Annotated in this window: 9 protein-coding genes; 5 read left to right on the forward strand and 4 right to left on the reverse strand. The window is 37.0% G+C overall.

The annotated features are described in order from the left end of the window. Positions 1-74: 74 nt before the first annotated feature. The 5 genes from recC to AC27GZ_RS10650 all read left to right on the forward strand — a co-directional run bounded on the left by recC (position 75) and on the right by AC27GZ_RS10650 (position 10,208). A complete protein-coding gene (recC, locus tag AC27GZ_RS10630; protein WP_487094988.1) occupies positions 75-3,563 on the forward strand; it encodes an exodeoxyribonuclease V subunit gamma in 3,489 nt (1,162 codons plus the stop codon). 8 nt (positions 3,564-3,571) lie between these two features. Continuing rightward, a complete protein-coding gene (gene recB, locus AC27GZ_RS10635; RefSeq protein WP_487094989.1) occupies positions 3,572-7,153 on the forward strand; it encodes an exodeoxyribonuclease V subunit beta in 3,582 nt (1,193 codons plus the stop codon). Then, a complete protein-coding gene (gene recD / locus AC27GZ_RS10640; protein WP_487094990.1) occupies positions 7,154-9,181 on the forward strand; it encodes an exodeoxyribonuclease V subunit alpha in 2,028 nt (675 codons plus the stop codon). A gap of 64 nt (positions 9,182-9,245) precedes the next feature. Beyond that, positions 9,246-9,755: a DUF3087 family protein gene (locus tag AC27GZ_RS10645; RefSeq protein WP_487094991.1), complete on the forward strand. Its 510-nt coding sequence runs from the start codon at positions 9,246-9,248 to the stop codon at positions 9,753-9,755. Positions 9,756-9,821: 66 nt separating this feature from the next. Continuing rightward, positions 9,822-10,208 (forward strand): VOC family protein, encoded by a 387-nt coding sequence (locus AC27GZ_RS10650; protein WP_487094993.1) that lies wholly within the window; start codon positions 9,822-9,824, stop codon positions 10,206-10,208. A 184-nt stretch (positions 10,209-10,392) separates the two neighbouring features. Here AC27GZ_RS10650 and infA read toward each other — a convergent pair whose 3' ends face one another. The 4 genes from infA to trxB form a co-directional block, all read right to left on the reverse strand. Further along, positions 10,393-10,611, reverse strand: a complete 219-nt coding sequence (infA, locus tag AC27GZ_RS10655) for a translation initiation factor IF-1 (protein WP_011043571.1) — start codon at positions 10,609-10,611, stop codon at positions 10,393-10,395. A gap of 158 nt (positions 10,612-10,769) precedes the next feature. Continuing rightward, complete coding sequence (locus AC27GZ_RS10660) at positions 10,770-11,510, reverse strand: arginyltransferase (RefSeq protein ID WP_487094994.1); 741 nt, start codon at positions 11,508-11,510, stop codon at positions 10,770-10,772. A 13-nt stretch (positions 11,511-11,523) separates the two neighbouring features. Continuing rightward, positions 11,524-12,264, reverse strand: coding sequence for a leucyl/phenylalanyl-tRNA--protein transferase (gene aat / locus AC27GZ_RS10665; protein WP_487094995.1), 741 nt, complete (start codon positions 12,262-12,264; stop codon positions 11,524-11,526). 17 nt (positions 12,265-12,281) lie between these two features. Further along, positions 12,282-13,229 carry a thioredoxin-disulfide reductase gene (trxB, locus tag AC27GZ_RS10670; protein WP_487094996.1) on the reverse strand — a complete coding sequence of 316 codons (948 nt, stop codon included), beginning with the start codon at positions 13,227-13,229 and terminating at the stop codon, positions 12,282-12,284. Between the last annotated feature and the right edge of the window lie 112 nt (positions 13,230-13,341).

Below are 13,341 nucleotides of genomic sequence, written 5' to 3' on the forward strand. Positions count from 1 at the left end.
TAAATTTAGTTATAGCAATATTCACTACTTATCACGACTGCTATATATAAAATATTCATAACCAAGGTAAGCCGTTGATTAACCTATATCCCGCTAACAAAATGGAAAATTTATTAGCGCTACTTAACAAAATTTCTCAAGTTTCTCCTTTAGGTATTTTTAATCAAGAAGTCATTGTTGTACAAAACCCTAGCATGCAGCATTGGTTAAACTTATCTATTGCAAATGAACGCGGTATCAGTATGAATATTGGTTATGCGTTACCGTCGCAATTACTCTGGAAGCTCATTAGAACACTAGCTGGCGACAATAAAGTGCTTGAGCAGTCACCTTATTCTAGAGAAGTGCTTTCATGGCGTATTTACGCATTATTAGCGAGTGAAACGGTTATATCTGATCCTGACTTTTCTGCTGCCAATACATATTGGCAAGTTGAAAATAATGCTGAATTAAAGCGCTATCAACTGGCGGTACAATTAGCTGACTTATATGAGCAATATTTGATTTTTAGGCCGAATTGGTTAAATCATTGGCAGGATAATGAACTGAATTCATGTAAGGATGACTTTAGCCAGTCATTACCTAAAGAGCTTATTTGGCAAGCTAAATTATGGCAATTGTTAATTAAGCAGCAACCTTATAATCCTGTTGAGTTAATAAGCCAAGCGATTGAAAATATTCAAGAGAAAGTTGCAGCTGATCCATCAATACTGCCCAAACGATTAAGCTTTTTTGCTATCAATACTATGCCACCTATGTGGTTAGCTTTTATTAATGCTTTAAGTCAGCATATTGAAGTTAACTTTTTTCACTTAAACCCTTGCTTTGCCTTCTGGGGTGATATTCTCAGCGAAAAACAGGCCATGAAAAAATTAAACGACTGGTCTGCAGGTGCTGATGACGAGCATTTATTTGTAGGAAACCCTTTATTAGCCAACTTGGGCCAGCAAGGGCGTGAGTTTTTAGTGCTGTTACAAGAATACTCTACTGTAAATGTTGAACTGTTTGTTGAAGCGGGTGAGAAGCATCATGAGCAGAATAAAGTTTGTATTTTACATCAATTGCAAAACGATATTTTAAACCTTGATGATGCAACACAGATGCAAAAAGGAGAAACACAGCTTCCCCTGATTGATGACTCAATTACTATAACCAGTTGTCATAGTGCATTGCGTGAAGTACAGGCCTTGCATGATTATTTATTGCATTTATTTAATCATTCAACTGGCACAGCTGAGCCATTGACACCTAAAGATGTGCTAGTTATGTGTCCTCAAATTGAGCAATACGCTCCTTATGTCAATGCTGTGTTTACCCGAGGTTGGCAAAATTTAGGGGATGAAATCCCACCATTACCGTGTTCTATTGCTGATAGAAGTGCTAAGGATAGTGATCCATTAGTTGCAGCGTTTAATGATTTGTTATCACTACCAGAATCCCGTTTTCAAGTTAGTCATATTTTAGCGTTTATCAGACAAAGTGCTGTGGCTAATAAGTTTGCTATCAACAGTGAAGATATCGATAAGATCAGTATTTGGCTTGAACATGCCAGTGTTCATTGGGGCATTGATGCAGCACACAAACAAAAAATAATCGGTGCTAATGCCAGTAATAGTTTCACTTGGCAACAAGGTTTATCCCGTTTGTTACGCGGTTTTTCTTTTGCTGATCAAGACTCGATTTATCAAGACCAGTTGCTCTTAGCCGATATTGAAGGCGATGATGCCGTATTGCTTGGCCAGCTGATGTTAGTGATTGAGCAATTACAACAATTTGCTCAACAAATCACTCAAGCCCGTACACCAAAACAATGGCAAACGTTTTTATTATCGCAAGTCGAGCGTCTATTTGCCCGAAACCCTCATGTATCATCCATAAATAATGATATTGATAACGCTTTAGCGATCATTGAAAATGCTATCGCTAGCTTTGTTGAGTATTGCCAACAGGCTAATTTCGTTGAAACTATTGAGCTTGGCATAGTTGCTGATTTTCTCAACAATCATTTCAGCCAAGGAGATACAACAAGGCAGTTTATGGTAGGGCAAGTAACATTTTGCTCTATGCTCCCTATGCGAAGCATCCCTTTTAAAGTGATTGCAGTCCTTGGACTTAATGACGGTGAATTTCCAAGGCAAAGGCAACCACTTGGATTTGATTTAATGGCTCAAGCTAGATCAAAACTAGGAGATAGATCACGTCGAGGGGATGATCGCTATTTGTTTTTAGAAGCAATTATCTCAGCACGTCAAAATTTGTACTTGAGTTACCAAGGAAGGAATATAAAAAATAACAATGAAAAACAACCTTCTATAGTATTAAAAGAGTTAATGGATTACTTAAGTCACGGCTATGGTTGGCAGTTTGAAAATGAGCAAGTTAACTCTATTGTTCAAATGCCAATGCAGCCCTTCAGTGAAGCTAATTATTATTCTCATAAACAATTAAAAAACCATGCTAAAGCTAGTTTTGATCAACATTGGTTGAAGTTAGCTAAGCAAGAGCGTTTTGTTGATGGTGAAACTATTGATGAACTTACTTCTAAGCCATTAATCATGGCTATAAGTGAGACAGACGCTTTATCTTTAAACTCATTAGAAATAGACGCCAACCAGTTAATTCGTTTTTTTCAGCAGCCAAGCAAAGTTTTTGCACAAACCGCGCTTAATTTATCATTGGATCAAAATGAACAAGCACTTGAAGATGTCGAACCATTCACGGCTAATCACTTAGATAGTTATTTGTTAAAGCAGGCTTTGTTATCCTCTCAATTAGACAGTAACGATACTTGTGCACAAGAAGCACTACGTAAAGCACAACTATCAGGTAATTTTCCTGATTTACCTAGTATGGATGAGCAATACCAAACTTGGCTTAATGATAGTGAACAATTTGCGCAGGTTATTCTTGAGCAACAAGCTGACAACCCTGAATTAATCCATTGCCAACTAGCTATTACTCTTAATAGCAAGCAAGTGGTTCAATTAAGCGCTCAAGTACCTGTTAAGCGCACGGTTAATGGTGTTCAAATTACCTTTTATCGTAGCTCTACCGCAAAAGCAAAGGATTTGTTCAGCCTGTATATCCATCATTTAATTGTACAATGCTGGCAGAATCAGAACTGTCATATAATTGATTATCAAGACAATATTCTTAGCGAAGTATCAGGAGTAAAAGGCTATTACTTTAATACTAAAGCACAAAAAGTTGAGCAGTATCAAATTCAAGATCAAGTAGATCATGATGTTGAAGGCAATACAGCAAAACTGTCATCAGATTTGTTGGCAGAGCTTATTCGCTATTACATAAAAGGTCATCAACAAGCGCTACTGGTAGATGGCGATATTGCAGCACAAGTTTATAAGAAAAGCCGTGGTAAAACTATTGCCATGACACAAGAGCGTTTTGAGCAGTTGTGGTGGGGTAATGAATCAACAATAGGTTTTGCCGATGACTTATACCGACAATATTTTTGGCCGGAATGCCCTGACATTATGCAACATATCGACGATATTGAATGCATTTATCAAGCATTATATCAGCATGTAGTTAAGATGGCGTAGAGGGAAGTATGAATCAAAAAAACTTAAACGCTGCCGAAATTCCACTTACAGGTAAACACTTAATTGAAGCAAGTGCTGGTACGGGTAAAACATATAACATAACCCGCATCTATCTACGATTATTGCTCGAGCGAGAATTAACAGTAGAACAAATATTGCTGATGACTTTTACTAATGATGCAACACAAGAGTTACGTGGGCGGATAGATTCTTTTATCCGTGATGCATTGGCCAATTGGCAACAATTGTGTATTGATGATCCTTATTTTAAAACAATCAGTGAACGCGTTAATGACGATAAAGTACAGTTTTTATTAAAACGAGCATTATTATTTTTAGATGAAGCGGCTATTTTCACCATTCATGGTTTTTGTCAACGAGCTCTGTCAGAGCATGCTTTTGCCAGTGGATTACCCTTTAATGCCACGCTATCTACCAATAGTAGTGAACTAGTATTACAAGCATGCCAAGATTGGTACCGTCAATTAGCCAAACAAAATACAGAGCACTTTGAATTAATTGCTCAATTTTGGCCTCATCCAAACAGCTTCATGCAAAGTTTTTCGAAAGCCATAAATCAAACTGGTGAGTTAAGTACAATTGATAGTCAAACCATAATTGACGATTTTATTGCTTTAACTAAACAAGCAAAACATAAGCTGGATACTCATGAGGATGTATTAAAAGCTGGCCTTGTTAGTCATAAGAAATCGGAAGAACAAGACAAACGAGCTGTCGAATTAGAAAAATTACACACTTGGTTAGCAAAACTGAGCCAATGTCATGATGAAGCATCGCTATTAAGTTCGGTCAGTATCGCAATGCCTGATTACCTCCTTAACGGTAACCGACACCCAAAAGCGTATAAAGTGCAATTAGCTGAGGTGTTATCTGAGTGTAAAAAAATTAAAGAGCAAATAAAACACCTAGCAAAAGCCATTAATAAAGCAAAAGCTTTTCAACTTGTCCGTCAGGCTATTTATACCATTCGCCAACAAGTCTCAGCACATAAGCAGCAATTAAACATTCTTGATTTTGACGATCTTATTCGTAACCTAGCGACCAGTTTGTCAGCTGATAATGCCAAAAATGGTTTGGCTAACGCCTTACTCGCACAATATCCCGTTGCTTTGGTTGATGAGTTTCAAGATACCGATCCTTTGCAGTTTTCAATTTTACAGGGCTTATATTATAGCGATCAAGCTAACGCTAATGAAGTTGCATTATACTTGATAGGGGATCCTAAACAGGCGATTTATGGCTTTAGAGGTGGCGATATTTTCGCTTACTTAACTGCGCGTCATCATTGCGAATATCACTGGTTAATGGACACTAATTATCGCTCTACACCTGATGTGGTTGATGCCTACAATCAAATTTTTATGAGCAAAGCAGGGCAAAGTGATGATGCAGTATTTGGTTTTCAAATTGATTATCAAATTGTCAAAGCAGGAAAGCAACGAGATAAACTCAAAGACGAAAACCAATCAGGCAAGGCATTACAGTTTATCAATTTTGTTAGTGATGATGATAAAATCCCCTTATCGCAAGCATTTCCTTTGATGGCCACTTGGTGCGCCAATGAAATTAGCCATTTATTAACGAATGAACAGATTAAACCGCAAGATATTGCCATTCTTGTCAGAGATGGTCGAGAAGCCCAATTCATAAAGCAAGCGCTTCAGGAGTCAGGGCTTGCCAGTGTCTTTTTATCTGATCGTGCAAACTTGTTCCACTGCCAGCAAGCACAACAATTATTAAGGTTGTTACAGGGCGTTTTAACCCCTGAGAATGAACGAACGTATCTAGCAGCACTAGCTAGTGGTTTATTAGGGCTGACACCAACTAAGCTTCATCAACTGCAACAAGATGAAATGGCTTATCAGCAGTTAAAATTTGCATTTTTTGATTATAAAAAACAGTGGCAACAACAAGGTTTTATCGCCATGGCCATTAATTTAATGCATCAACATTTTGACTTGCCAGAAACTAATAGAGACAGAGCATTAACTAATATTTTGCATCTTTTTGAGGTATTACAAGCGGCCAGTCAACGATTTTTACAACCTGAAGAGCTACTGTACTGGTTTGAACAACAATGCCAATTAGATTCGCTAAATAGTGAGTTAGAAGCAGAGCTTAGATTAGAAAGTGATGGTGATCTTATTCGCATTGTTACGCAGCATGGTGCCAAAGGGTTAGAGTATCCTGTTGTCTTTATTCCCTTTGCCACAAGACATAAAGATCCCCTTAAGTTCGGTAACCAACATATTAGTTATCTAGAATATCATGATGAGCAAGGCCAATTGTGCTTATCGCTTGATGGAGATGCGCAAGCAAAACTCGCTACGGCTAACGAAACCTACGCTGAAACTATTCGATTACTTTATGTTGCAATAACGCGCGCAGAAAAGCGGTGTTATTTATTGACTGCCGCCTTTGATAAATTCCATTTATCACCATTAGGCAAAACCTTGCAGTGGCAAACCGATACTGACTTAAGCCAAGCACTGGAAGAATTTATTGCTGAGATACCACAGGCGGCTAGTTTCAAACAAGTATCACTAGATGATGTATGCATTGAGGATGTAGTTGCTTTAACTTACGTTGAACAAGAAAAAACAGCACTTGAAGCGAGCCAGTTTGTCGGCAAAATTGAGCGTGATTGGTGGCTTAGCTCTTTTTCAGCATTAAGTAGAAATCTTCGCCATGGTGGTGTTTCTCTACCTGATAGAGATGCAGGAGTTGAGTCTACAATACATTATCTAAATAATCATGATGCAGGTATGTTGCGATTTTCCTTAGCTAAAGGTGCTCATAGCGGTAATTTATTACATGATATTTTAGAGCATACAGATTTTAGTGATAGTAACTTGCTTGAATCAATTAAATGGCCATTAGTAAAATATGGAGATTTACCATCATCGTTTACTACAGATGATTTGATCCATTGGATAGAAGAGGTTATTGCAGCGCCATTAATAAATACACAAAATAATCCTGCTACACATTTTAATTTATCAGATATTGCTAGTGCTAAAACGCTGCGAGAAAGTGAGTTTTACTTCCCGTTAGCCGGAGCAAGTATGCAATGTTTAGCTAAATTGTTAACCGATCATCGAAATAGAAATACCCTACTTATTGACAGTAGTTCAAAGGGTAAACGCTTTGTGAATAACGTCAGGTTGCCAAGTTATCAATCGTTAAAAGGTATGATGCATGGATTTATTGATTTAGTGTTTGAACATCAAGGTAAATACTATGTTTGTGATTATAAATCGAGTCACCTAGGGGATCATTTTGATGATTATCATCAAGATGCTTTACAAGTGAATGTAGAGAATAATTACTATGACTTACAATATCTTATTTATAGTTTAGCCCTTCATCGTTATTTGTCTTTAAACCTTGAAAATTATGATCCGGATGATCACTTTGGTGGTATTTACTACCTATATTTACGCGGTATGACCAATGATATAACGCACCGTGGCGCAGGTGTATATTTTCGTAACATTACGAGTAAAGAATTAATACAATTAGATAAACTGTTTGCAGGTGAACCTGCGTTACAAGAGCAGGAGTGTTAGATGACTTTAGTTACGAATACTTCGGTTAGTCATACTTTACCTAGTCATGAACAGAGAGCGCTTACAAGTTTTTCTCATGCTCAGCAACGAATTTGCGGTATTGAAGCGATAGATTACTTCTTTGCTAAAGAAGTTTGTCAGGCAACAAATATTCATGATAGTGATTATGAAACGTTAGCGTTTATTTGTATTGTCTTAAGTTTTGAATTTCGAGCAGGACATACTTGTTTACCCATAGCTGATATCGCCAATAAATGTTGGGGGAGTGCCTATGATGATGAGGGAATTTGTAGCCACCAAGGCTATACCTTTTCAGATGAAGTTACTCTATCTAACCTTCTGCAACGATTTGAATTAAGAGATGACAAAAAAGAACTGCTGGTGTTCCACCAACAGAACTTATACATGAGACGTTATTTCAATTTTGAAACGGAACTAGCAGGCTTTATCAGTCAAAAATTATCACAGCAAAGTCATTTTTCTGTTTCACAAATATCTGACTGTTTGCAAACACTGTTTCCTTTTCAGTTATCAATGAACGAAGGTAGCAATGACAAGAGTGATGACATTGATTGGCAAAAAATAGCGGTTGCAAACGCAATTAATAAAAATTTTAGTGTTATTGCAGGTGGCCCAGGTACAGGCAAAACCTATACTGTGACTAAATTGCTTGCTGCTTTATTGATGTTAGTGAAAGGAAGCCATGAAACTGATAATTTCCCTTCATTAAATATTGCATTGGTTGCGCCAACAGGTAAAGCTGCACAACGTTTAAGTGAATCAATCACTAAAGCTATTGAAGGTTTCAAAGGTTTGATTGATGATGCTATTTTATCGAGCATGCCGCGAGATGCACAGACTATTCATCGTTTACTTGGTGTAATTCCAAACAGCCCCAACTTTCGTCATCATCAAGATAATCAGTTAAATTATGATGTTATATTAATTGACGAAGTATCTATGGTTGATCTACCTATGATGACGCGTATATTTCGTGCTTTAACCCCTGAGACAAAAGTTATTTTGTTAGGCGATGCTGATCAATTACCTTCAGTTGCTGTAGGAAGTGTTTTAGCTGATATAGCGCCAAGGCCACACCAAGGCTTTAGCCAAGCTAATTATCACTACTTGTCACAAGTATGCCAAATGGATGCACAACAGTTAGAACACGCTTTAGTTAATGATAGTACTAGCGTAAATAGCAATATTAAAAATAAAGCATGTGATCACCTCAGCTTGTTATTAAAGAGTCGTCGCTTTGATGGTGATGGGGAAATAGGGCAGATAGCCACTAAGGTTATTCAAGGTGACGAGGTAGCAAGTTGGCAATTGTTGCAACAAAATATTGGCAATACGGCAATTAAAGATGCTCAACTCGCTTTAGTACAAGGTGAACTTAATAGTTGGTTGTTGCCGCTAGTTAAACAATATTATCAAGGACTTGCTCAGTGTGAAACTGTCGAGCAAGCTTTTGAGTTATTAGCAAGGTTTAGGGTCTTATGTGTAACTCGCCAAGGTGAGTATGGTGTTGATGCTATTAATCAATGGATTATCGAATTGCTTTCAACATATAGAAGCTCACAAGAGCACAGTCTTTATCACGGTATGCCGATCATGATTAGTGAAAATAATTATCAACTTGGTTTATATAATGGTGATATTGGCATTATTTGGTCGACTAAGTTAGAACACAACGAGTCAACAACGCTAATGGCCTATTTTGAGCAGCAAGATAAAGAAACTAATGTTAGTTATTTAAAGCCATTGCTGCCATCACGTTTACCAAAGTTTGATACTGTGTATGCGATGACTATTCATAAAACTCAAGGCAGTGAATTTGAGCATGTTGCCATGGTTTTACCTAAAAATATTAATAGTCAATTACTGAGCCGCGAATTGCTTTATACTGGCATCACCAGAGCTAAGAAACGGCTTACTATTGCAAGTAGTCAGTCAGTTTGGCAACAAGGTGTTATTAAGGCAGTAAAACGACACTCAGGTTTAAAACTCAGCAAGCACTTAGATTAAGCTCTTTTTCAGTCCATTTGTTATCAGTTAATTATATTTTATTATTTTATCGGAACTTTCATCCATGCAGTTAAAAAATATCGACAAAACACTTTATCGTAAAAATTTAAATATAGTTATTGGTGGCTTTATTGCCACACTAGCTATTTTAGCCATTGTTTTTGGACAACTGCTTATTTTGGGCTTTGGCGAAGAAGGAGTAAGTAATTTTAAATTTAATTTACTGGGTGTTATTCTCGCTCTGCTTGCTTGCGCTGCAATTTTACATAGTGCAAAGCACTCATCATTTTTCACTGAAATTTATTATGTTTGGCAATTAAAGCAATTACAAAACAGTATCTATAGAAAGTTAAGTAAGATAAAAGGGGCTGCACAAACTGGTGAGGAAAATGCCTTGATCATCTTAATATTTTACTATCAAAGTTTAAAATTAGTTTATACGCTTGATGACAATACTCTAACGATGTCTACTGTAGAAAAAGAAATTTCCACCTTAGAAGAAATCATGATTGAGAATAGCCTAACAGTAACAGCAGAACAATTTGATAAGGCGATGTTACTTACTTATGCTTAGTAGCTGTCGATAAATTTACGTTTAAAATTTCTTAAGTACTTAGGTTAACTAAAAAAGGAGTTACCAATGATAGGTTATGTCACTTTAGGTACAAATGATTTGGAAAAAGCAGTGTCATTTTACGATCAATTATTTGCCTCTATAGGCGCAGGTCGTTTTTTAGAAACAGAGCAATTTGTTGCCTGGAGCACAGGTATGGACAAGGCAGGCCTTTCAATTACAAAGCCTTTTGACGGTAAGCCAGCTACCGTTGGAAATGGTACTATGGTAGCGATAATGCTTGATTCAACGGATAAAGTTGATGCTTTTTATCAACAAGCGATTGCACTAGGTGCAACTTGTGAAGGTAAACCAGGGCCTCGAGGTGAAATGACAGGTTTTTATGCAGGCTATTTTCGTGATTTAGATGGCAATAAACTCAATGCTTTTTGCATAGATACGCCAAAAAACTAAATAGTAAAGGCTCAGTGGCTATACGAACGTAAAATTTAAGCATGAAAAAACCAGCTATTTCTTCGAAATAATGCTGGTTTTATTTTATGGTATTCATATTTATAGTCATGCGATAAACATGAATGCCAAACATCAGCTACTGTTTTTAACTTTAAAAATGAATTAAAAAACTAGGTAGCGCAAATTATCTAGCGCGGAAAATAATGCGGCCTTTAGATAAATCGTATGGCGTTAACTCAACTGTAACTTTATCGCCAGTTAAAATACGAATGTAGTTTTTACGCATTTTACCTGAGATATGAGCGGTAACTACGTGGCCGTTTTCAAGTTCAACTCTGAACATAGTGTTTGGTAAGGTATCTAGAACCGTACCTTGCATTTCAATATTTTCTTCTTTCGCCATGGGGCGCTAAACCTCTGTGTTGTGCAAACTAGCTAATAATCTAAATTAGGTTGATTTATAGCTGATAAAAAAAGCTGCGCGCATGATGCCTAATTGCACGGCTAAAGTAAAGCTTTGCGCTTGTTTATTTAGAATTCTTCTTTTATTTATGGTGTTTTTTAGCTAATTTGCGAATTGTTTGACTTTTTATCGGTATGAACCCAAACACCTTTAATCAATTTTTCATAAGGAAAATATCGGTTTTTGTAATTCATTTTTGCGCAAGCATCTATTTGGTAACCTAAATAAAGGTAGGGTAAACCAAGGTGTTTGCAATGATTAATTTGCGTTAATATAGAAAAAACGCCTAAACCATTTGCTTTGTATTCAGTATGATAAAACGTATATACAGCAGATAGGGCATTAGGTAGAACATCAGTAATGGCCACACAAACAAGCTTTTCTTCATCATCAATCTTATGCCAAGTTTCGATAAACAGCTGTTGACTTAATTTGGTGGTAAGAAAGCTTTCAAATTGCTGATAGTTAGCAGGGTACATACTGCCATCTTGATGACAAGTGTTGATATAATTTTCATATAAAGGGTAATAACTCGGTTTTAATTCATCAGAGAACTTTATGATGAAATGGCTATTACGTTTTTGACAGCGCCTTTGACTTTTAGAGGCTTTAAATTGATCTACAAGAATTCTAATTGATTTACAGTCATCACAATTTGGACAGTAAGGACGGTAACTTTGATCGCCACTGCGGCGAAAACCCTCTGACATTAATAAACTATAGCTTTGACTATTTTGTAAACGCTCATCAACCGCAAGAAGTAAACGTTCTTGTTTTTCAGGAAGGTAACTACAAGGAAAGGTTTTAGTGATGCCAACTTTAAAACTATTGTCATTCATAAAACACCCTTTATCACTTCAGTACATCTATTACTAAATTCTCATCTAACTCTCTGGGCTGCCAAAAAGTTTGAGACACTACTTTATTTATAGCAGTTTCTTTGAGAGTAACAAATTCAGTACGTGAAACTTCAGAAGCCCCCATATCTGCTAAAAATGGGTTAAGTAGTTGACAATCAATAAATTTAATATCAATACTGCCAAGTAGCTTTGCTAAAGCAACTAAAGCAAATTTTGAAGCATTTGCTGCGGTATAAAACATTGATTCTCCAGAGAAAAAGCCATTAATAGCAACGCCATATAATCCACCAACGAGTTTAGGTGAGTTAGTTGCTTCGTTAACTTGCCAAACTTCAATTGAATGGGCATAACCTTGCTGATGCAACTTACAGTATGCCGCCTGCATATCGGGTAAGATCCAAGTTCCGTCATCACGAAAAGGGGCATCAGCACACAACTCAATAACTTCTTCAAAAGCCGTGTTTAAGGTGATTTTATAAGGTGATTTTTTTATTGCTTTACGAAGGGTTCGGTTGATGCGTAAATCATCAAGTTTAATAATAGCTCTGGGATCCGGAGACCACCACATAAGTGGGTCTCCTTCGCTAAACCAAGGAAATATTCCTTGGCGATAAGTGGCAATTAACCGTTGAGGGGATAAATCACCGCCTAAAGCTAATAATCCATTTGGCTCTGTTAGCGCGTAATGCAGCGGGGGGAAAGCCAAAGGATCATCGTTAAGTTGATATAACACTTTATTAAAAATAAAGCCTATTGAGCATCTAAGTAACGTTCAGCGTCAAGTGCAGCCATACAACCAGCACCTGCAGAAGTAATGGCTTGACGATAAATATGATCCGCTACATCACCAGCGGCATAAATCCCTTCAACACTTGTTTGTGTTGCATTACCTTCAGTGCCACTTTGAATGGTTAAGTAACCATCTTTCATATCAAGCTGGCCTTTAAAGATATCCGTGTTAGGTTTGTGACCAATGGCAATAAATACACCTTGAACTTCTAGTTCATTGGTTGCATCAGACTTAGTATCTTTTAAACGTAAACCAGTAACGCCCATGTTATCACCTAATACTTCATCTAAAGTACGGTCAGTATGAAGGATGATGTTACCGTTTTTAACTTTCTCGTATAAACGATCTGTTAAAATCTTCTCACTACGGAAAGTATCACGACGGTGAATTAAATGAACTTCACTGGCAATATTCGATAAATATAAGGCTTCTTCAACAGCGGTATTACCGCCACCAACAACCGCAACTTTTTGGTTTTTATAGAAGAAACCATCACAGGTAGCACAAGCTGATACACCTTTGCCCATAAAGGCTTCTTCTGATGGCAATCCTAGATATTGTGCAGATGCACCAGTGCAAATAATTAAGGCATCGCAAGTATACTCACTGCTACCAGTTAATTTGTATGGTTTAGATGAAAAATCAACAGACTCGATATGATCAAAAATAATTTCAGTATCAAATTTTTCAGCATGCTTTTGCATACGTTCCATCAGTGCTGGACCTGTTAGGTCATCAGCATCACCTGGCCAGTTTTCAACATCAGTAGTTGTGGTTAATTGTCCACCTTGTTGCATACCGGTAATCATTACTGGTTTTAAATTTGCGCGAGCTGCATATACAGCGGCAGTGTAGCCAGCAGGGCCTGAGCCTAAAATTAATAAAGGACAGTGTCTTACGTCACTCATGATTTCTCCAAGAAAAAGTAATTATCTTATTATTTATAAATAGGGATGATAAGGAAATAAAGCAAGGGGGTAAATAACTTGTTTGTTATATGCTAAAAAAAAAAGAGCCCAC

It is taken from the genome of Colwellia sp. SU-HH00943, assembly GCF_057546125.1.